The sequence below is a fragment of the Oscillibacter sp. genome (assembly GCF_028693505.1).
Classification (GTDB): domain Bacteria; phylum Bacillota; class Clostridia; order Oscillospirales; family Oscillospiraceae; genus Oscillibacter.
Genome location: NZ_JAQUVF010000004.1, coordinates 51,228 through 72,168, shown reverse-complemented (window position 1 = coordinate 72,168; position 20,941 = coordinate 51,228). Strand labels below are relative to the sequence as shown.

The 20,941-nt window shown below is 59.3% G+C and carries 22 protein-coding genes; 17 read left to right on the top strand and 5 right to left on the bottom strand.

Features of this window, described 5'->3' with window-relative positions; genetic code table 11:
- Window positions 1–44 precede the first annotated feature (44 nt).
- Complete coding sequence (locus PHI30_RS02290) at window positions 45–1,028, bottom strand: RluA family pseudouridine synthase (RefSeq protein WP_300023342.1); 984 nt, start codon at window positions 1,026–1,028, stop codon at window positions 45–47.
- 87 nt (window positions 1,029–1,115) lie between these two features.
- Here PHI30_RS02290 and PHI30_RS02285 point away from each other — a divergent pair, with 87 nt between their 5' ends.
- From PHI30_RS02285 to PHI30_RS02260, 6 genes are all read left to right on the top strand, one after another.
- A complete protein-coding gene (locus PHI30_RS02285; protein WP_300023340.1) occupies window positions 1,116–1,544 on the top strand; it encodes a hypothetical protein in 429 nt (142 codons plus the stop codon).
- A gap of 134 nt (window positions 1,545–1,678) precedes the next feature.
- Window positions 1,679–2,131 (top strand): DUF177 domain-containing protein, encoded by a 453-nt coding sequence (locus tag PHI30_RS02280; RefSeq protein WP_300023338.1) that lies wholly within the window; start codon window positions 1,679–1,681, stop codon window positions 2,129–2,131.
- 58 nt (window positions 2,132–2,189) lie between these two features.
- On the top strand, window positions 2,190–2,384 hold the full coding sequence (gene rpmF / locus PHI30_RS02275; protein WP_300023335.1) for a 50S ribosomal protein L32: 195 nt from the start codon (window positions 2,190–2,192) through the stop codon (window positions 2,382–2,384).
- Between the two features lie 133 nt (window positions 2,385–2,517).
- On the top strand, window positions 2,518–3,846 hold the full coding sequence (gene der, locus PHI30_RS02270) for a ribosome biogenesis GTPase Der (protein ID WP_300023330.1): 1,329 nt from the start codon (window positions 2,518–2,520) through the stop codon (window positions 3,844–3,846).
- A gap of 4 nt (window positions 3,847–3,850) precedes the next feature.
- The gene (gene plsY, locus PHI30_RS02265) at window positions 3,851–4,534 is read left to right on the top strand and encodes a glycerol-3-phosphate 1-O-acyltransferase PlsY (RefSeq protein WP_300023327.1); all 684 of its coding nucleotides are present in this window, start codon (window positions 3,851–3,853) and stop codon (window positions 4,532–4,534) included.
- Window positions 4,531–5,535 carry an NAD(P)H-dependent glycerol-3-phosphate dehydrogenase gene (locus PHI30_RS02260; protein WP_300023325.1) on the top strand — a complete coding sequence of 335 codons (1,005 nt, stop codon included), beginning with the start codon at window positions 4,531–4,533 and terminating at the stop codon, window positions 5,533–5,535. Before plsY ends, PHI30_RS02260 begins: the two co-directional genes overlap by 4 nt.
- Window positions 5,536–5,638: 103 nt before the next feature.
- Here PHI30_RS02260 and rpmB read toward each other — a convergent pair whose 3' ends face one another.
- On the bottom strand, window positions 5,639–5,827 hold the full coding sequence (gene rpmB, locus PHI30_RS02255) for a 50S ribosomal protein L28 (protein WP_295581908.1): 189 nt from the start codon (window positions 5,825–5,827) through the stop codon (window positions 5,639–5,641).
- A gap of 286 nt (window positions 5,828–6,113) precedes the next feature.
- Between rpmB and hprK the strand changes: the two genes are divergently transcribed.
- From hprK to PHI30_RS02200, 11 genes are read left to right on the top strand one after another with little or no spacing between them, the layout of a single operon-like run.
- Complete coding sequence (gene hprK, locus PHI30_RS02250) at window positions 6,114–7,052, top strand: HPr(Ser) kinase/phosphatase (RefSeq protein ID WP_300023323.1); 939 nt, start codon at window positions 6,114–6,116, stop codon at window positions 7,050–7,052.
- 16 nt (window positions 7,053–7,068) lie between these two features.
- On the top strand, window positions 7,069–8,004 hold the full coding sequence (locus tag PHI30_RS02245; protein ID WP_300023320.1) for an ROK family protein: 936 nt from the start codon (window positions 7,069–7,071) through the stop codon (window positions 8,002–8,004).
- Between the two features lie 17 nt (window positions 8,005–8,021).
- On the top strand, window positions 8,022–8,945 hold the full coding sequence (murB, locus tag PHI30_RS02240; protein WP_300023317.1) for a UDP-N-acetylmuramate dehydrogenase: 924 nt from the start codon (window positions 8,022–8,024) through the stop codon (window positions 8,943–8,945).
- Window positions 8,946–8,962: 17 nt separating this feature from the next.
- On the top strand, window positions 8,963–9,826 hold the full coding sequence (gene rapZ, locus PHI30_RS02235) for an RNase adapter RapZ (protein WP_300023314.1): 864 nt from the start codon (window positions 8,963–8,965) through the stop codon (window positions 9,824–9,826).
- Window positions 9,827–9,841: 15 nt separating this feature from the next.
- A complete protein-coding gene (gene yvcK / locus PHI30_RS02230; RefSeq protein WP_300023311.1) occupies window positions 9,842–10,897 on the top strand; it encodes a gluconeogenesis factor YvcK family protein in 1,056 nt (351 codons plus the stop codon).
- Window positions 10,898–10,938: 41 nt separating this feature from the next.
- On the top strand, window positions 10,939–11,904 hold the full coding sequence (whiA, locus tag PHI30_RS02225) for a DNA-binding protein WhiA (RefSeq protein WP_300023309.1): 966 nt from the start codon (window positions 10,939–10,941) through the stop codon (window positions 11,902–11,904).
- A complete protein-coding gene (locus tag PHI30_RS02220; protein ID WP_300023306.1) occupies window positions 11,901–12,353 on the top strand; it encodes a C-GCAxxG-C-C family protein in 453 nt (150 codons plus the stop codon). The genes whiA and PHI30_RS02220 overlap by 4 nt, the downstream gene beginning before the upstream one ends.
- Window positions 12,354–12,402: 49 nt before the next feature.
- The gene (locus PHI30_RS02215) at window positions 12,403–12,846 is read left to right on the top strand and encodes a C-GCAxxG-C-C family protein (RefSeq protein ID WP_300023304.1); all 444 of its coding nucleotides are present in this window, start codon (window positions 12,403–12,405) and stop codon (window positions 12,844–12,846) included.
- Between the two features lie 22 nt (window positions 12,847–12,868).
- Window positions 12,869–13,345: a hypothetical protein gene (locus PHI30_RS02210; RefSeq protein ID WP_300023302.1), complete on the top strand. Its 477-nt coding sequence runs from the start codon at window positions 12,869–12,871 to the stop codon at window positions 13,343–13,345.
- A gap of 10 nt (window positions 13,346–13,355) precedes the next feature.
- Window positions 13,356–16,841, top strand: coding sequence for a DNA polymerase III subunit alpha (locus PHI30_RS02205; protein ID WP_300023299.1), 3,486 nt, complete (start codon window positions 13,356–13,358; stop codon window positions 16,839–16,841).
- A gap of 60 nt (window positions 16,842–16,901) precedes the next feature.
- Window positions 16,902–17,285, top strand: coding sequence for a hypothetical protein (locus tag PHI30_RS02200; protein WP_300023296.1), 384 nt, complete (start codon window positions 16,902–16,904; stop codon window positions 17,283–17,285).
- An 81-nt stretch (window positions 17,286–17,366) separates the two neighbouring features.
- Here the strand turns inward: PHI30_RS02200 and PHI30_RS02195 are convergent, their stop codons facing one another.
- The 3 genes from PHI30_RS02195 to PHI30_RS02185 form a co-directional block, all read right to left on the bottom strand.
- The gene (locus PHI30_RS02195; RefSeq protein WP_300023294.1) at window positions 17,367–18,374 is read right to left on the bottom strand and encodes a tyrosine recombinase XerC; all 1,008 of its coding nucleotides are present in this window, start codon (window positions 18,372–18,374) and stop codon (window positions 17,367–17,369) included.
- Window positions 18,375–18,735: 361 nt separating this feature from the next.
- Window positions 18,736–20,115 (bottom strand): DNA repair protein RadA, encoded by a 1,380-nt coding sequence (radA, locus tag PHI30_RS02190; protein WP_300023291.1) that lies wholly within the window; start codon window positions 20,113–20,115, stop codon window positions 18,736–18,738.
- On the bottom strand, window positions 20,112–20,855 hold the full coding sequence (locus PHI30_RS02185; RefSeq protein ID WP_300023288.1) for an N-acetylmuramoyl-L-alanine amidase: 744 nt from the start codon (window positions 20,853–20,855) through the stop codon (window positions 20,112–20,114). The genes radA and PHI30_RS02185 overlap by 4 nt, the downstream gene beginning before the upstream one ends.
- Window positions 20,856–20,941: the final 86 nt, after the last annotated feature.

Below are 20,941 nucleotides of genomic sequence, written 5' to 3'. Positions count from 1 at the left end.
AGCAATTTGAACTATATCGGAACTGTCCGGAAAAGTCAAGGGAATTACCCGATTTCTCCGGAATTTTGCGCGGACGGGAAATACTTCTCCAGAAAAGGAACGTCATCCACGGTGAATTCCTTGCCCCGCAAGTACTCCAGCGCCCCCGCGCCGGTGGTGAAATCGAACTGCAGCTTATAGGAATACAGCGCCTGACGGGTCTCGTGATATCGCCGGTTCACATCGCCCCGGCCGTATTTCCCGTCTCCCAGCAGCGGGCAGCCGATCTCCGCCATGGAGGCGCGGATCTGGTGGGTCCGGCCTGTCAGCAGGCGGCATTCCACCAGGGAAAGCTCGCCCCGATTTGCCAGCGTGCGGTAGAGCGTGACGGCGGTTTTTCCGCCGGGAACGGGCTTATGATAAAAGGAGACCTGCTTTTTCACCTCGTCCTTGAGCAAAAATCCCTCAATTTTTCCCTCCGCCGGGCGGGGATGGCCCACGGTGACACAGAGGTAGGATTTCTCCAGCTCGTGGTTTTTAATCTTCTCGTTGATGACCCGCAGCGTCTCCGCGTTTTTCGCCGCGATGACAATGCCGCCGGTGTTCCGGTCGATGCGGTTGCACAGTGCGGGGGCGAAGGCATTCTCCCACTTGGGGTTCCACTCTTTTTTCTGATACAGGTACGCCTGAATATGATTGATGAGCGTGTTGACCTTCTCCTGCTCGTCTGCGTGGACCACCAGTCCCGGCCGTTTGTCCACCAGCAGGAGATTTTCGTCCTCGTAGACAATGCTTAGCTGGGGTTTGAACACGGTGAGAAAGAGATTTTCCTCATTGGGCTTGTCAAAGAACTCATCGTTGATATATAATTGTAAAAGATCGCCGGCGAGAAGGCGGGCGTCCCGCTGAGAACCCTTGCCGTTGACCTTGATGCGCTTGAGGCGGATATATTTTTGCAGCAGAGCAGGGGGCAGCAGGGGCAGGTTCTTGGACACGAAGCGGTCCAGACGCTGCCCAGCGTCATTTTTTCCGATGGTGAATTCCCGCATGATGGGCCTCCTCGTATGAATTGATTGTATTTTAACCGTTTACCGCCGGATTGTAAAGCCGGTTGCGCGGTTTTATGGAGGGCGGATATGAATAATGAGGAACTGCTCCCGGCAATTCGGGAGGGGCGGACTTGGCTCAGGCGCTTTCAGCGGCGGCAGTACCGGGATGCTTTTTTGGCGTATACGGAGCGTTTTGGCCCGCTCTATGCCAGCGCTGTGACGCAGCGGGGGGCGGCGGCACTGGCGGCGGCGCTGCTGGACGAGATGGAAAAGGGCTGGGCCCAGCGGCGCTTTTGGAACCGGGGCGCGGCGCAGGCGGAGGAAAAGCAGATGCTGGTGATGTATCTCACGCCTATGCTGCTGGGGCTTTCAGCGCCGGGCTGCGCGGACCTTGCCCAGTCCCTGCACGATGGCTGGATCGCCCGGCGGCCGAAGGACGAATACCAGCTGGCGACCTATGCGGAGATCCAAAGCGGATTCCGCAACGCCATTCTCGGCATCGATATTCGGTCTTGACGCAAAAAACCAAGAAAAAAACGAAAAAATAGTTTGACAACGGGGAAGCAATCCCTTATAATACTAATCGTGTCATTACGAGGTAACCTATGCTTTTAAATGTAAAACCAATTTTGCATACTCCCGGAAAACAGTTGGACTTTCAGTTCGAGCTGGACCTTTCCGATGTGGAGTTTTCCGGTCGATATCCACTTTGCAACAAGGTCGCTGTCAGTGGCTTTGTGCGCAACAGCGCTGATGTTCTGGATCTCACGATGTCCGCCCGGACAACGGTGGACGCCATGTGCGACCGCTGCGGAAAGGAATTTTCGCAGGAGAAGGAAATCCCATACGGCTGTATGCTGGCAGAGGAGCTTCAGAACGAGGACAACGACGAGATCGTGCTTCTGGAGAACGGAGAAATCGATCTGGGCGACTTGGCCCGTACCGCGTTCATTCTCGGAATGGACACCAAAACATTGTGTTCGGAAGATTGTAAGGGACTGTGCCCGCGATGCGGTGCCGATCTGAACCTCGGCCCCTGCTCCTGTAAAAAGGAGGCGGACCCGCGGCTGGCGGTCCTGGCCAAGCTTTTAGAGAACAAATAAAGGAATCCATAAGGACGGGCTACACTCCCGAGCCTTTACAGATCAAGGAGGTGTCACAATGGCAGTACCTAAGGGGAAAGTATCCAAATCAAGACGCGATAAGCGCCGCAGCTCCACGTGGAAGCTGACGGCTCCCGGTCTCGTCGCATGCCCGAAATGCGGTGCGCTGCACCTGCCTCACAGAATGTGCCAGGAGTGCGGAACTTACAATGGCCGCGAGGTCAAGGTTGTCAAGTCCGTCGTCGCGAAATAAGGATTTGCATGCTTGCTTTTGGAGGGAAGAGACGATCTCTTCCCTCCTTGCTTTTTATCTTGCTATCCCGCGCACGGGTGGGTATAATAAAGAAGAGTTATCATTAGAAAGAAACGAAAGGAAGTGAGAGCCGATGAAACCCATCATCGCCATCGTAGGACGGCCGAATGTGGGCAAGTCCATGCTGTTCAATAAATTGATCGGCAAGCGGCTTTCCATCGTGGAGGATACGCCGGGCGTTACCCGGGACCGCATTTACGGAGAGGCGGACTGGAATGGGCGGCCCTTTACACTGATTGATACCGGCGGAATTGAGCCGCGGACTGACAATCAGATTCTGGAATTTATGCGCCAGCAGGCCCAAATCGCCATTGACAACGCCACTGTCATTGTGTTCCTGACGGACATCAAGACGGGACTCACCGCCTCCGACCACGAGGTGGCAAATATGCTGCTGCGCAGCGGAAAGCCCATCGTGCTGGCGGTGAACAAGATGGACTCCACCGGCAATCCCAACCCGGATTTTTACGAATTTTACAATCTGGGTCTCGGCGATCCCATCGCCGTCTCCGCCGTCCACGGACACGGTACCGGCGACCTGCTGGACGCCTGCGTGGGTTATTTCCCGCCGGAGGAGGAAGAGGCGGAGGAGGACGACGCCATCAAGGTGGCCGTCATCGGCAAGCCCAACGCGGGCAAATCCTCTCTCGTCAACAATATTCTGGGGGAGGAGCGGATGATCGTCTCCGACGTGGCGGGCACCACCCGGGACGCCATCGACTCCCGCTTTGAAAACGACAAGGGTACCTTCGTGTTCATCGACACCGCCGGTATGCGCAGAAAATCCAAGGTGGACGAGGATATCGAGCGGTACAGCGTTCTGCGGGCCACCATGGCCATTGAGCGGGCGGATGTGTGCCTCATCATGATCGACGCCGTTGAGGGCGTCACGGAGCAGGACACCAAGGTGGCAGGTCTTGCCCACGAGGCGGGCAAGGCCAGCATCATCGTGGTGAACAAGTGGGACCTTGTGGAAAAAGACGAAAAGACCATGGATAAGATGCGGGAAAAGGTCCGGCAGGATCTGGCCTTCATGACCTACGCCCCCATCCTCTTCATCTCCGCCAAGACCGGCCAGCGGGTGGACCGGCTGTTTGAGCTGATCGACTATGTTTCCAATCAGGCCTCTACCCGCATCACCACCGGCATGCTCAACAATGTTCTGGCGGACGCCCAGACCCGGGTGCAGCCCCCCTCCGACAAGGGCCGCCGCCTGAAAATTTACTATATGACGCAGGTGGGCATCCGCCCGCCCCATTTCGTCGTTTTCTGCAACGACGGCAAACTCTTCCACTTCTCCTACCGGCGGTATCTGGAAAACTGCATCCGCAATACCTTCGGTCTGGAGGGTACGCCGATCATTCTCTCCATCCGGCAAAAGGGCGACAAGGAGGAGGAGTGAGGTCATGCCCACGTTTTTGAGCGGTCAGGTCACCGTGGATATTCTGGCGGTCCCCTCCGGACCCGCCTTGCTCGCGGTGCTGCTCGTCACCGCCGCCGCAGGCTATCTTTTGGGCTGCTTCAACGGGGCCGTCATCGTCTCCAAGTATATCCTGCGGGACGACGTGCGCACCCACGGCAGCGGCAACGCGGGCCTCACCAATTTTTTTCGCACCTTTGGCGGTCCGCTGACCTTCGTTGTTATCCTCTGCGACGTTTTGAAGGCCGTGGCGGCACTGCTGCTGGGCGTGTGGCTTTTTGGCGGCTGGGCCCTGCTGGGGAAATACTGGGCAGGCCTTTTCTGCCTGCTGGGCCATATGTTCCCCTGCATGTTCCACTTTAAGGGCGGCAAGGGCATCCTCTCCGGCGGCACCATCGCCATCATGATCGACTGGCGCATCGCGCTGGTGGTCTGGGGCGGATTTTTGCTGCTGACGATTCTGACCCGGTACGTCTCGCTGGGTTCTTTGTGGGCCGGGGCCAGTTTCCCCTTTGCCACGTGGGCGTGCTATCCAGAGCTACCGGTTGTGGCGCTGAGCTTTGTCATCGGGGGCTTGATCGTGTGGCAGCACCGGGGCAATCTCCAACGGCTTTTGAACGGGACCGAGCGGAAGTTTTCGCTCCATCATCGATCGGAGGGCAAATCATGAAAGCAGTGGTCTTAGGCAGCGGCGGCTGGGGTACGGCATTGAGCCGGGTCCTTTGCGACAACGGACATACCACCTGCCTTTGGTCCCGCAATGCCGCCAAGGCGGCGGAGATGGAACAAAGCCGGGAAAATCCCCTGCTTCAGGGCGTCCGCCTGCCGGACAGCCTGCACATCACCGGGGATCTCGCCTGTCTCGAAGGAGCGGATTTGGTGGTGTGCGCGTCGCCGTCCTTTGCCGTCCGGGAGACGGGGAAGAAGGCCGCGCCCTATCTGCGGTCGGAAACCGTGCTGGTCTCCGTTTCCAAGGGCATTGAGCGGGATACCAACCTCCGTATGAGCCAGATTTTGCAGGAAGTCACGGGAAACATCTGTAAAGTGGTTGCACTTTCCGGCCCTTCTCACGCAGAGGAAGTTATTATTCGGATGCCCACCGGCTGCGTGAGCGCGTGTCCGGACCGGGCTGCGGCCCGCTTCGTGCAGGACGCTTTCATGAACGACTATTTCCGGGTGTATACCAGCGACGATATCGTGGGCGTGGAGCTGGCGGCGGCGCTGAAAAACGTGATTGCCCTCAGCTGCGGCATCTGCACGGGGCTGGGCTTTCAGGACAACACCAAGGCCCTTCTTATGACCCGGGCCATGGCGGAGATCACGCGGCTGGGAGAGCGGCTGGGCGGCACCCGGCGCACCTTCGGCGGCCTTGCGGGCATGGGCGACCTCATCGTCACGTGCACGTCCCTGCACTCCAGGAACAACCGGGCGGGCATCCTGATCGGACAGGGCAAGGACGTGCAGGAGGCCATGGAGGAGGTCGGCGCCGTGGTGGAGGGGTATTACGCCGCAGAAAGCGTGTACCAGCTCAGCCGGCGGGAGGGCGTGGAGATGCCCATTTGCCGCTGTGCCTACGAGGTGCTCTACCATGGCAAGCAGGTGAAGGACGTCGTCTCGGAGCTGATGACCCGGGCGAAGAAGGACGAACTTCTGGAGACTGCCTGGCTGTAAATGGAATAAAAAAGGGGAGGACGAAGGTCCTCCCCTTAAAAAAGTCACCGGAAAAGATAAAAAGAAAATCCCGGACCGAAGTCCGGGATCCTGTTTGTCCAAGTTAAACCGCTCTGGTGACTTTACCGGAACGCATACACCGGGTACAAACATACACATGGCGGGGAGAACCGTCGACGATTGCCTTCACACGCTTCACATTGGGCTTCCAGGGACGATTGGAACGCCGATGAGAGTGAGAAACCTGAATACCGAAGGTTACGCCCTTGTCGCAAAACTCGCACTTTGCCATCCGTTGCACCTCCTTGCTGTTGCGTATTCCGTGCTGTTAAACAGGCACAGCTGATATAATAACAGAAATATTCCAAAAAAGCAAGTGGAAATTTCAAAAAATTTACTTTCTTTTTTTAGGGGACATTCTGGGCGCCAATCAAGCGAAAGTGTTGCGAAATCCGGCGGATTCATATATAATAAAAAACATGGAAGCTTAGAAATTTTTAACCGCTTTGCCGGGCGTTTTCCGGCTGGCAGGATGGGTGCGGAGCTCTCGTTTCCCATCGGAAAGGGAAGGATAGGCCATGAGTGAAAATGGTATGAAAATCACAGCGTTTGTGGCTCTTTTTGATTTGGAGGTTTTGAATCAGGGCAGCGATTTCGGCGCGGCTCTGCTGACCATCACGGATGTGAACCGGCCCGGCCTCCAGTTTCACGATTTTTACGACTATTTCGATCCCCGCCGTCTGCAGGTGATCGGCAAGGCGGAGGACACTTATCTCAAGGGCCTCTCCAGCGAACAGCGCCGCAAGTGCTTTGACGATCTCTTCCTGTATGACATTCCCGCGCTGGTGATCTCCCGGGGGCTGGAGTGCTTTCCGGAGTGTCTGGACAGCGCGGTGGAGCATGAAAAGACGCTGCTGCGGACTCAGGAGACCACGGTGGAATTCACCAGCCACACCATCGAGTATCTCAACCGGGAGCTGGCGCCCTGCATCACCCGTCACGGCGTCCTGCTGGACATTTACGGCGAGGGCGTGATGATCACCGGCGATTCCGGCGTGGGCAAGAGCGAGAGCGCCATCGAGCTGATCATGCGGGGCCACCGTCTGGTGGCGGACGACGCGGTGGAGCTGCGGCGCATTTCCAACCAGCTCATCGGCACCGCGCCGGAGGTCATTCGCCACTATATCGAGCTGCGGGGCATCGGCGTCATCGACGTGCGCCAGCTCTTTGGGATGCGGGCCATCAAGGTGGAATCCCAGCTGGACCTTGTGGTCCATTTTGAGCAGTGGGACCAGACGAAGTTTTACGACCGGCTGGGCATTGAGGACCATTTTACGGAGATACTGGATATTCAGGTGCCCATCATCACCATCCCGGTGCGGCCGGGCAGAAACCTTGCCAGTATCGTGGAGGTGGCGGCCATGAACAACCGCCACCGGAAATTTGGGTTCAACGCCGCCCAGGAGCTGGCGCGCAAGGTCGACATGCGGGCGGATTCCGGCAGCGGACGGGTGTGAGAAGAGGAGGGAGCGCATGTACATCGGAATCGATGTGGGCGGCACGAATCTGAAAGCCGGTCTGGTGTCGGAGAGCGGAGCGATCCTTGCCGCGGAGCGCACGCCGCTGGTCTTTCACGGCGCGGAGGACTTTGCAAAGACCCTCGCCGCGCTGGCGGGGGCCGTGCTGGAAAAAGGCGGCGCGGCGCCGGGGGAGATCGCGTATGTGGGCATCGGCATCCCGGGGGCTGTGGCAGAGGGGAAAATTTGCTACACCTGCAACATTCCGCTGCAAAATGTGCCTCTGAGCGATCTCTTTCGGAAATATCTGGACCTTCCCGTGCTGCTGGAAAACGACGCCAACTGCGCGGCGGTGGGTGAGTGGCTGTGCGGCGCGGGCCGGGGAACGGAGCAATTTGCCATCGTCACGCTGGGAACCGGCGTGGGCGGCGGCTTCATCCTGAACGGAAAGCTTTACGCCGGGAGCGGCATGGTGGGCGAGGTGGGACACATGGTGGTGGAAAAGGACGGCGCGCCCTGCAACTGCGGCAGGCGCGGGTGCTGGGAGGCCTACGCCTCCGCCACCGGATTGATCCGGATGACTCGGGAGACGATGGCGCGTCACCCGGAGAGCCTGCTCCACCGACTCGCGGAAAAAGACGGCGTGGAGGGCCGGACGGCCTTTCTGGCGGCGCAGCAGGGCGATTGCGCCGCGAAGGCGCTTTGCCGGACGTATGTGGACTATCTTGCCTGTGGCGTCACCAATCTGGTGAACATTTTGCAGCCCGAGGCGGTGGCCATCGGCGGCGGCGTGGCCGGTGCGCCGGAGGCCCTTTTGATGGAGCCGCTGCGCCAGATCGTGGAACGGGAATGCTATCCCCGCCACACCGGAAAGCTGCCCCGCATTTTGCGGGCGGAGCTTGGAAACGACGCAGGCATCATCGGCGCGGCTCTGCTGGGCCGCGCACTCTGAATTTTGGGAGGGTCCCTATGGATTGGACAGCGGAATTTGACAAACAACTTGCCGGTGAGCTGCCGGATGTGACGGTGGCGTGCGACGAGCCGATGAGCCGCCACACCTCCTTTCGCATCGGCGGTCCGGCCCGGCGCATGGCTTTCCCGAAAAACGGGGAGCAGCTGGTGCTGCTGCGCGCCATCGGGCAGCGCTGCGGAGGGAGACCGCTGGTCATCGGCAACGGCACCAATCTGCTCTCGCCGGACGAGGGCGTGGACCGTCTGGTGATCGAGACCTCGGCGGCGTTCCAAGAGATCACGGAGGGGGAGACGCCCGCCGCTGTCACGGCGGCGGCGGGCGCGTCCCTTGCCCGTCTTGCGGACTTTGCCTGCCGCCGGGGCCTTGGCGGTCTGGAATTCGCCCACGGCATCCCCGGCACGGTGGGCGGCGGCGTGTGCATGAATGCCGGGGCCTACGGGGGAGAGATGAAGCAGGTGCTGCAAAGTGCCGTGGTCCTTTTTCCGGAGGAGGGCGTTCGGACGCTTTCCTGCGATGCATTGGATTTAAGTTACCGCCACAGTCTCCTTACCGACCGGCCGGATGCGGTGGTCCTGCGGGCGACCTTCCAGCTGACAGTGGGGGACGCAACAAAGATTCGAGAAAATATGCGGGATTTGATGGCCCGCCGAAAGGCCAGCCAGCCGCTGGAATGGCCCAGTGCCGGCAGCACCTTTAAACGCCCCACGGGGCACTTCGCCGGGACGCTGATCGACCAGTGTGGACTCAAGGGCCTACAGGTGGGCGGCGCGCAGGTGTCCGAAAAGCACGCGGGCTTCCTCATCAATCGGGGCGGCGCCACCTGCGCGGATGTGACGGCGCTGATCGAAGCGGTGCAGGCGCGCGTCTTTGCGCAAACCGGCGTCCGTCTGGAGCCGGAGGTCCGCATCATCCAGGGGTGAAAGAGGGCAAAAACCATATGGAAATTCTGATTATCTCCGGCCTTTCCGGCGGCGGAAAGAGCAAGACGGCGTCCTTTTTGGAGGACATGGGCTTTTACATCGTGGACAATATGCCCGCCGCCATGATCTTGAAATTTGCGGAGTTCTGCGCCGGCGGAAACGGGCGGTACGACCGGGTTGCGCTGGTATACGACGTGCGCACCGGCAGCTCCTTTGCGGAGCTGTTCGACGTGCTGGACCATCTGAAAACCATGGACTGCGTGTGCCGGATGCTGTTTTTGGAGGCGTCCCCCGAGACGATCATCAACCGCTATAAGGAGACCCGGCGGCGCCATCCGCTGCTGGGGCGGACGGACTCGCTGGAGGAGGCCGTCCGGCAGGAACGGGAGCTGATGGAGCCGGTGCGGAAACGTGCCGACTTTGTGATCGACACCTCCCACACCTCCACCGCCCAGCTCCGCAGCGAGCTTTTACAGCGGTTTGACAAGACCGGGGAAAAGGGCGGCATGTCCGTGAGGGTGACCTCCTTTGGCTTTAAGTACGGCCTTCCCATGGAGGCGGATCTGGTTTTTGACGTCCGCTTCCTGCCAAATCCTTACTATATCGACACGCTCCGTGGGCAAACGGGGCTGGATGCAGCCGTCTCCGACTATGTGTTTGACTTTCAGCAAAGCAGGGAGTTCCTTACCCGGCTGGAGGACCTGCTGGCCTTCACGCTGCCGCTGTATGCCGAGGAGGGCAAGACCGGACTGGTCATTGCCGTGGGCTGCACCGGCGGACACCACCGCTCTGTGGCGGTGACCCACGCCCTGACGGCGTATATCCGGGAGCTGGGGTATCAGGTGACGGAAAACCACCGGGATATGAGCCGGGGCGGCTGAGAAAAAGGAGAGACGATGGACAATCGCGTATCATACCGCCTCCCCCGCGCCCACGGACCGAGAATCGCCGTGATCGGCGGCGGTCACGGTCTTTCCACCATGCTGCGGGGGCTGAAGCAGTACACGGAGAATCTCTCCGCCATCGTGACGGTAGCGGACGACGGCGGGGGCTCCGGGATGCTGCGTCAGGACTTGGGCATGCCTCCGCCGGGCGATATCCGCAACTGTATGGAGGCGCTGGCAAACACCGAGCCGCTGATGAGCGAGCTGATGCATTATCGCTTCACCGACGGGTCCCTGACCGGGCAGAGCTTTGGCAACCTGTTTCTGGCTGCGCTCAACGGCATTTCCCCCTCCTTCGACGTGGCGGTGAGCCGCATGAGCGAGGTTTTGGCCATTACCGGCCGGGTGCTGCCGGTGACCACGGCCAATGTGGCACTGGAGGCGGAGTTTGAAAACGGCGCGTCGGTGGTGGGGGAGTCCAAGATTTCTTACTGCAAGAAGCGGGAGGACTGCCGCATCCGCTGCGTGCGTCTGCTGCCGGAGCGTCCCGCAGCGCTGCCCGCGGCGCTGACGGCCATCCAGGAAGCGGACATGATCGTTCTGGGACCGGGCAGCCTCTATACCAGCATCATCCCCAATCTCTTGGTGGACGGCATCTCAGAGGCCATTGCGGACTCCGACGCGCTGAAAATTTACATCTGCAATATCATGACACAAGAAGGGGAGACCGAGGGGTACACGGTCTCCGACCATATCGCGGCGCTGTTCCACCACTCTGCCCAGGGCCTTTTCAATCTGTGCCTTGCAAATTCCTCCCCCATTCCCAAGGGCGTTGCCGCCCGATACGCCCAAGAGGGCGCGGCCCCGCTTTTCTGCGACGTGGAAAACTGCGCGGCGCTGGGTGTGGAGGTGGTGAAGCGCCCCATCGCCACAGTGGATAACGGCTTTGTCCGCCACGATCCCGGTCATCTCGCAAGAGAGCTGGTTTTGCTCCACGCGGAGCGCAGCGTCCGCATCGCCGGGAAAAACTTTCAGGGCGAGAGCTACCGGGTGGAAAAGCAGGTATAAACTGCCTGCCGCCCTTAAGAATCCGACGAAAGGAGACGCTCATGTCTTTTTCCTTCGACACCAAAAACGAGCTTTGTAAGCTGCCGGTGCAGCGGCTTTGCTGCGTCCGGGCGGAGGCATACGGTATTTTGCTTTACTGCAATACCTTTAACCCCGCCGAGGTGCGCATCGTGACGGAAAACCAGAACTTTGCAGCCCGGCTTCCCAAGCTCTTTCACCGCGCCTTCGCCCTGCACTTCGACCGCCAGCCGGAGAAGGCTCTTCGGCTGGCCGGAACGGACGACGAAAAGACGGAAACGCCGCAAAGAGAATCCGGCAAGCTGGTTTTTCAAATCACGGACAGCCAAAAGATGGACCACATTGTCAATTTGCTGGGCTACGATCCCCGGCAAAACGCCGTGCTGCACATCAACTTTGCCATGCTGGAGGAGGAGTGCTGCCGGGCGTCCTTCCTGCGGGGCATCTTTTTCGCGGGCGGCAGCATCACAGACCCCGCCAAGCGGTACCATCTGGAGCTGACCACCTCCCATTTGCAGGCCAGCCGGGAACTGGAGGTTTTGCTGCGGGAGAGCGGCTATCCGCCCAAAAGTATCAGCCGAAACGGCAGCTTCGTTACTTATTTCAAGCAAAGCGACCAGATCGAGGATTTCCTCACCCTGATCGGCGCGCCGGTGGCCGCCATGAACATGATGTCCGCCAAGATGGAAAAGGACCTGCGCAACAGCGTGAACCGCCGTCTCAACTGCGACAGCGCGAATCTTGATAAGGCGGTGCTGGCGTCGCAGGAGCAGCTGGAGGCCATTCGGCGGCTCCGTGGGGCGGGCATGCTGGAAACTCTGCCGGACAAGCTGCGCCAAACGGCGGCGCTGCGGCTGGAAAATCCGGAGCTGACCCTCTCCGAGCTGGCGGAGGAATTTGATCCGCCGGTCACGAAATCCTGTCTGAACCACCGGCTGCGCAAGCTGCTGGAGCTGGCGGGAAAACCGGAAAGGACGGAGTGCGTATGACGCGCCGGGAACGGGCGGATGCGTATCGAAAGCGGGATTTCAACTGCGCCCAATGCGTCCTGGCCGCCTTCGGCGATCTCACCGGCGTTCCGGAGGAGACCGCGCTCTCCATTGCCGGGGGTCTTGGCGGCGGCGTCGGCGGTACGCAGGAAGAGCTGTGCGGCGCGCTCAGCGGCGCGCTTTTGGTGCTGGGGATGCTGGTTCCTCACACCGGAGAAAATGACCTTGCCGCTAAGCGGAGGGTATACGACAAGGCGGCGGAACTGCGCCGCCGCTTTGTCTCGCGGTTTGGCTGCACCCGCTGCGGGGCGCTTTTGGCCACGGAGCCGTCCGTGGCGGATCGCGAAATGGCACAGGCGCTGGGCAGCCGCCGCATCTGCGCCGTATTCATTGTGGAGGCGGTGCGCATTCTGGAAGAGTTTTTGTCGGAGGAGGGACTTTGTCCCTGACTGCACGGCGGAAAAAAGTACAATTCTAATAAGACAGGAGCAACGATTTGTGAATCATTTTGAACGGGCCAGTGCCTACCATAAAAGAGGATTTAACTGCTGCCAGAGCGTGGTGGCGGCGTTTTCGGACCTGACGGGACTGGGTGAGCAGGAGAGCTTTAACATAGCGGGCGGCTTTGGAGCCGGCGCCGGGACCGGGGAGCTTTGCGGCGCCGTGGTGGGCGCCGTCATGACGCTGGGGCTGCTGACCCCGGTGGATACCGCCGATCCCGTGGGCAGCAAAAAGCGGACGGTGGCGCTGGGAAAGGACCTGCAAAACCGCTTTTCCGGGAAATTCGGCGCGCTGCGCTGTCAGGACCTGCTCAAAAGCCGACTGGAACCGAACGAAGCCATGACGCCCGCTGCGGCCCACATGGGGCTTACCGGGCACTGCGACATCATGATCGTCACCGCGGTGGAGATCGTGGAAGAGATTTTAAAAGAGCTGCGCTGAGAGACGCAGGGAGGTGCGGCGGATGGCGCGGCGCTATGAATTTTACAGCGCCCTGACGCCGGAGCAGCTCCGCGCGAGGCTACTGGTGCGGGCAAGACCCATGAAAAGCGGCTGGGCCTATGAAGAGCATCAGGTCTTTGCAAAGCTGCTGCCGGACGGGCGGTTTTATGTGATAAAAACCGGCGGCATGTGGCAGGTGCGGCCTTTGCTGCCCTTTGTGGGGCAGATCGTCCCTGCGGAGGGCGGCTGCTATGTCTCCGGCGGTTTCCTGCCGCCAAAGGGCATGAAAAACGCGCTGCTGGGTGTGATGCTGGCAGTTTTTTGCATGATACTGGCTGTGAGTGGCGGCGATCCCTTTGCGGTGGCGGCGGCCTGCGTGATGGTCCCGCTTTGGGGCGGCGGGGGCTGGCTTCTCTGGACCCGCTTTGCCCCGTTGTTTGCTCACCGGGAGCAGGAAGAGACGCTTAAGTTTGTGGAAGAAAATTTACTGAGAGAATAGGAGCGGCCATATGTCCTTTGTCCACCTTCATGTCCATACCGAATTCAGCCTGCTGGACGGCGCTTGCCGCATCAAGGACCTGCCCGGCATTGTGAAGGCCATGGGGCAGACCGCCTGCGCCGTCACGGACCACGGCGTCATGTACGGCGTCATTGACTTCTACCGCGCCTGCAAGGCGGAGGGCGTCAAGCCCATCATCGGCTGCGAGGTTTACGTAACGCCAAGGGGCCGCTCCCGATTTGACAAGGTCCACGAATTTGACGCGGAGAGCCGCCATCTGGTGCTGCTTTGCGAGAATGAGGAGGGGTATCGGAACCTCTCCTACATGGTCTCCATGGCGTGGACGGAGGGGTTTTACGTGAAGCCCCGCATCGATCTTGCCCTTTTGAAAGAGCACAGCGCGGGACTGATCGCCCTCTCGGCGTGCCTTGCCGGGGAAATTCCAAGGCTGCTGCGCAACGGAGAGTATGAAAACGCGAAGGCCTACGCCCTGGAAATGAGCGGGATTTTCGGCTCCGACCGCTTTTATCTGGAGCTGCAGGACCACGGCATCCGGGAGCAGGCCGTGGTGAATCAGGGAATTTTACGGCTCCATCAGGAGACGGGACTGCCCATGGTGTGCAGCAACGACGCCCACTATCTCCGCAAGGAGGATGCGCAGGCCCACGATGTGCTGCTGTGCATCCAAACCGGAAAGACGCTGGACGATGAAAACCGGATGCGCTACGAGCCTCGGAATTTTTACCTGCGCAGCGAGGCGGAAATGGCGGCGCTGTTTTCCGGGTATGAGGGCGCGGTGGAGAACACGGGGAAAATTGCGCAAATGTGCAATCTGGAATTCACTTTTGGCAAGTACCACCTGCCGGAATTTCAGCTCCCGCCGGGGTATGACAGCTTTTCCTACCTGAAAAAGCTCTGTGACGAGGGCTATCGCTCGCGTTACGGAGACGATGAGCAATATTGCGCCCAGCTGACCTACGAGCAGGATATGATCGAGAAAATGGGCTTTACGGACTATTTTCTCATTGTTTCAGACTTCGTCCGCTATGCCAGAAGCGCGGACATCCCGGTGGGGCCGGGCCGCGGCAGCGCGGCGGGGTCCATGGTGAGCTACTGCCTTGGCATCACGGACATCGACCCCATGCAGTACCAGTTGTATTTTGAGCGCTTTTTGAACCCGGAACGGGTCAGCATGCCGGATATCGACATGGACTTTGGCGACACCCGCCGGGGAGAAGTGGTGGACTATGTGCGCCGGAAGTACGGCGACGACCACGTGGCCCAGATCGTCACCTTCGGCACCATGGCGGCCCGGGGTGTCATCCGGGACGTGGGCCGGGTCATGAACATCCCCTACGCCGAGGTGGATCAGATCGCAAAGCAGGTGCCAACCACCCTCCATATCACGCTGAGCGACGCCCTGCGGCTGAGTAAACCCCTCAGTGAGCTCTACGAGGGCGACGAGCGGATCCGCGCGCTGATCGACACCGCCCGGGCGCTGGAGGGGATGCCACGCCATGCCTCCACCCACGCCGCCGGCGTGGTCATCACCAAACGGCCCGTCTACGAGTACGTGCCCCTTGCCAAAAACGATGAGTCCGTGGTCTGCCAGTATGTGATGACCACGCTGGAGGAACTGGGCCTTTTAAAAATGGACTTTCTGGGCCTGCGGAACCTGACGGTGCTGGATGACGCTGTGAAGATGCTGCAAGTCCACCTGCCGGAGTTCCGTCTCGCGCAGATTCCCGAAGACGACAAAGAGACCTTCGAGATGATCTCCCGGGGGCAGACCGCCGGCGTGTTCCAGATGGAATCCACCGGCATGACCGGCGTGTGCGTGGGCTTGAAGCCCCAGAACATTGAGGATATCACCGCCATCATCGCGCTCTACCGGCCCGGCCCCATGGATTCCATTCCGCGTTTCATTGCCTGCAAGCAGAAGCCCGCCCTCATCCGCTATAAGCACCCGGCGCTGGAAGCTATCCTCTCCGTCACTTACGGGTGCATCGTCTACCAGGAGCAGGTTATCCAGATTTTCCAGCAGCTGGCGGGCTACTCGCTGGGACAGGCGGATATGGTGCGCCGCGCCATCTCCAAAAAGAAGGCATCTCAGATTCAAAAGGAGAAGGAAGCCTTTATTCGTGGTGACAAGGAAAGAAACATTACAGGCTGCATGGCAAAAGGAATTCCAGAGGAAACCGCAGAGGCCATTTATCAGGAAATCTATGATTTTGCCAACTATGCCTTCAACAAGGCTCACGCCGTTTCCTATGCGGTGGTGGCCTATCAGACGGCTTATTTCAAGTGCCACTTTCCCCGGGAATATATGGCGGCGCTGCTGACAAGCGTGCTGGACAACTCCGACAAGATCGCGGGGTACATCACGGAGTGCCGGGACTGCGGCATCGCGCTGCTGCCGCCGGACATCAACCGCTCCTCCGACTGCTTTACTGTGGAGGAGGGGGGCATTCGTTTCGGACTGGTGGCCATCAAAAATATCGGCCGGGTCTTTATCCTCGCCGCCATGCGTGAGCGGGAAAACGCGCCCTTCACGTCCCTGACGGATTTCTGCCAGCGGATGAACGGCAGCGATATGAACAAGCGGGCCGTGGAAAATCTGATCCGCGCCGGGGCGTTTGACGCGCTGGGCGCCCGCAGGTCCCAGCTCATGCAGGTCTATGAGAAGGTGATGGACTCCGTTGCCGACCAGCAGCGAAAGAATCTGGAGGGGCAGATGGACTTCTTCTCCATGGCGGCGGACAGCGGCGGTGGGTCAAGAGCTGTAAAGGAAATACCGCTGCCAGATATTCCTGAGTTCGCCCCTCAGGAACTGATGACCATGGAGAAAGAGACCACGGGGCTGTATCTCTCCGGCCATCCGATGGACGCTTATCGGGAGCAGGTGCGCAAGCTCAAAGCGCCGACCATCGGTTCCATTTTGGAGGATTTTTCCCAAGAGGGGGGACCGGTGCGTTTTGCAGACAACCAGCGGGTGACCATCTGCGGCGTGGTGACCTCCAGCAAGACGAAAACCACCAAGAACAACACGCTGATGGCCTATGTGACGGTGGAGGACGATTCCGCTTCCATGGAGCTTTTGTGTTTTTCCCGGGTGCTGGATACCTGTGGAGCTTATCTGCGGGAAAATCAGGCGGTGGTTGTGCAGGGGAAGCTTTCCGTCCGGGACGAGAAGGCACCCCAGATTCTGTGCGACTCCGCGTATCCGCTTTCCGGCGTGGATGCCGGTCTGCCCGCCGCGGCGCCATCCGACAAACCGCCGGAGGAGAGCGCTACGCTGTTTTTGAAATTTCCGGGGCTGGACCATCCGTCGGTGCGGCACATGAAGTTGGTCTTTCAGATGTTCCCCGGTACCGCCCAGGTCAAGCTGGTCATGGCGGATACTCGGAAGGTGTTTCTCACCCGGGCGCTGCTCCATCCGGCTCTTTTGGAGGAGGCTAAGCAAACGCTGGGCGAGGAAAATGTTGTGGTGCGATGAAGCGAGCCTGCCGCAATGGCGCCGCCATATTGAAATTTGCTGGGACTGGGAGGCGGTCAGATGAAATCCAGAACATTTTTGTTGTGTATTTTTGTGGAAACGGTATTTTTAATAGGAATCGGTTATATGGGATATCCACTCCCGTTGCATAGAGGCATCAGCGGAGTCCTTTCTGCCTGTGTGCGCTATGGACTTGTTGCCTATTTGCTTTGCAGGGTCCATGGCGCTTCCACACGCAAAAAGACCATGCTTTTTGTTTATGGAATCGTGCTGTTGTCATCGTGTTTCGGCTTACTGCTCCGCTATGCCGCTGAGTACGGAGAAAATTTTTTCGAGGCTGCGTTTACCGTAAATCAAATTTTGCTATTTTTACTGTTTGTTCCAGCCTACACCACCATCCTGTGCTGGGCATTTGGCAAGCGTCTCCAGAAGCAGATGCAGTAAATTTCCACGTTGCTGCGAAGAATATATATGTTTAAGAGAAGGCGTCATCGTTCCAAACGATGACGCCTTTCAGCTTCTATATCAAGTTTTCTTTGATTTCTTAACATGTGACAAGGGATTTGCCTTTGCAGCAACCCGGAGGGCCTCGTTGTCAATATGGGTGTAGATTTCCGTGGTGTTGAGATGATCGTGGCCCAGAACCTCCTGCACGGCCCGCACGTCCACGCCGTTTTGCAGCATCAGCGTGGCGGCGGTATGGCGCAGCTTGTGGGAGGAGTACTCCCGGGAGTCGATGCCGGCCTCCGAAAGCCGCTTTTTCACCATGGCGTGAACGGTGGACCGGCTGACACGCTCATTTTGCGAGGAGAGAAACAGCGCGTCGGCGTCCCGGCCGGTGATGGGCCGCCGCACGGCGAGATAGCGGTTGATGGACGCCTGACAGGCGTCGTTGAGGTAGATGATGCGGACCTTGTTGCCTTTGCCGAGGATCCGAAGCGCATCCTCCTGGATATCCCGGCGATTGAGGCCCACCAGCTCCGAAATCCGCAGGCCGCAGTTGAGAAACAGCGTCAAAATACAGTAGTCCCGCTCCTGATTTTTCCCGTCCACAGCGTCCAGCAGCTGCAAGCTCTCGTCCAGCGTCAGGTATTTTGGCAGCGTTTTACGCAGCTTGGGCGAATCCATATCTTTGACAGGATTTTCACGAAGTAGGTGGGCCTTATTGGTCAGGTACCCGTAAAACGAGCGGATGGTGGCGATTTTCCGAGCGCGGGACGCGGCGGAGAGTCCGTAATCGGATTGGGGGCTGTTGAGGTGCTGGACGCGGTCGCGGCTTAAATAGGTCATATAGCCGTAAATGTCCGTCAGCGTCACGGAGCCGACAAACTCCAGATCCACGCCCGAGATGTCGATTTCGTCCAGCGCTTTGCCGGCAAGCGACGGGTCGCGCAGCTGCGTGAGATAGCGAAAAAAATTGCGCAGGTCCAAGAAATATTCGTCCACAGTGCGCCGGGAGTGCGCCTTGATGGTTTCGTGATAGGATAAAAAATCCCGCAAAATCGGCGGCGCTTCGGTGCGGTAATCGATCATATGATTTGGTGGGAACCATTCGGAAAGCACAGATTGTCCAAAATCACCGGGATAGCCGCGTAGCCAATGAGGGCTTGAAAAAGGACTTTCCCGGGGAAAAGGGCAAATTGCTCTCCCCTAAATTGAACAAAATTTTTATTTTGTTCAATTTGGTGTCTGGTTCCAAACCCTCCTCTCTCTGTATGGATTCATAAAACGCGGTACTTCCGGTCAAGCTAATGCCATCACAAAAAGAACGGATGATGACGAATGAGTTTGATTCCCTGTACCAGCGGTTGTATCTACCAGTGTGACGGCGTGTGCACGCTGGACAGCGCGGCGGCTGCCGGTGTGCCGTCTCTTGGCGGCGCCTGCGTCCATTTTATTCCGACGGACGCAGCGCGGCTCGGATCGCCTCACCGATATTGCGCACCGGAAGCAGCTGCAATCCGGGAAACGCCTGCGCATCCGCCGCGCGGTGAAACGGAATGACGCACTTGCGAAAGCCCAGCCGCTGCACCTCGGAAATGCGCTGGTCCAGCTGATTGACGGTCCGCAGCTCCCCTGTCAGCCCCACTTCCCCGATGGCCACCAGATCGCTTGGCACGGGACGGTCCAAATAGCTGGAGGCCAGCGCCACCACCGCCGCAAGGTCGGCGGCAGGCTCGTCCAGCGAAAGTCCTCCGATGATGTTCAGGTATGCATCGCAGGCGGACACTTTCAATCCGCCCCGCTTTTCCAGCACTGCCAGCAGCATGGCGGCCCGGTTGAAGTCAAAGCCGTTGCTGGTGCGGCGCGGATTTCCACCGGCAGAGCTGACCACCAGCGCCTGAATCTCCGCCAGCACCGGCCGCACGCCTTCCATCACGCAGGTGACGCAGGTGCCCGGCGCGTCCTCCGGTCGGCCGGAGAGCAGCATCTCCGACGGATTTTCCACCTCCACAAGCCCCGCGTCCCGCATTTCAAACACGCCGATCTCGTTGGTGGCGCCAAAACGGTTTTTGGCTGCCCGGAGGATGCGATAGGACGTGTGCTGGTCGCCCTCGAAGTACAGCACGCAGTCCACCATGTGCTCCAGCACCTTGGGACCGGCGATGGAGCCTTCCTTATTCACGTGCCCAATGACGAACACGGTGATGTTTTGCCCCTTTGCCAGCTGCATCAGGGCCATGGTACACTCCTTCACCTGACTGACGCTGCCCGCCGGCGAGTCCAGCGCGGAATTGTAGAGCGTCTGGATGGAGTCCACGATCAAAACGTCCGGACGCTCCGCCGCAACGGATTCCAGCAGGTCTCCCAGACCGGTTTCCGAAATCACGAACAAGCTGGGGCTATCCACATGCAGCCGCCCGGCGCGGAGTTTGAGCTGGTGCTCCGACTCCTCGCCGGATACATACAAAACCTTGGAAAATTCGCACAGCTTACTGCAAATTTGCAGCATCAGCGTGGATTTTCCGATGCCGGGCGCGCCGCCCACCAGCACCAGCGAGCCTTTCACCGCGCCGCCGCCAAGGACCCGGTCCAACTCCCCCATGCCGGTGGGAAAGCGAATTTCTTCATCCGTCTGCAAATCCGTCACCGCGCAGGCGCGCCGGACCGCTCCCGCGGACCGGACGGCTCCCCTGCCGCCCTTGACCGCGATGGGTTTGGATTCCGGCTGCTCTACAATGGTATTCCAAGCGCCGCAGGCGGGGCACTTCCCCGCCCACTTCGGCGTCTCATTTCCGCATTCTGTGCAGTAAAAGAGCGTTTTTTGCTTCATGCTACTTCCTCTCCCGCAGTCATGCCCCGCAAAAATCCCGCGGTGATGGCGGCGGATAGCTTTCGTTGATAGACGTCGTTTTGAAGCAGGACGGTCTCCTCTTCGTTGGAGAGGAAGCCGCACTCCACCAAAATCGCCGGGGCCAGCGCCTTGTTCATTAAATAGATGGTGGGTGGGATGGCCTTGGTCTGCTTGGCGCGTTCCGTATTGATGGCGGTGTTCAGCGTCTCCTGCACCGCCTTTGCAAGCGTATCCGCCCCCGCCTGCCCGTTATAGAACACCTGCGCGCCATGGGTCACCCTGGAGGATGGCAAACTGTTTTGGTGGATGCTCAAAAGAACAGCGTTTTCCGTGCCGTTGACGATTTCCACCCGATTATGGATGTCGGAAACCTTTTTCTCCCGGGCGGACGAAGCCTCCGCATTGTGGATGGAGACGTCCTCCGTCCGTGTCATGCGGGTCTGCCAGCCGGAAAAGCGCAGCAGATCATTCACCTGTGACGCAATCACCAAATTGATGTGGCTCTCCTCCACCCCGCCGGGCGAAACGGCGCCGCCGTCCTCCCCGCCGTGGCCGGGGTCCACCACCACCGTGATGGGGACGCCCTCCCGCACGGCAAAAACCGGCTGGGACGGTCCACTGTCCCACTGGAGAAACACCCCAAGACCCAGCAGCAAGCAAACCAGCAGGGCCGCCGCCCGCAGGTGACGCCTTCGAATGCAGATGATCAAATTCAACACCCCCGGAAGAGGGTATGCCCGCCTGCTTATCCCATATGCCTGATTATAGCGCCTCCGCCATGGGAAATCAAGGGCAGGCGCCTTCT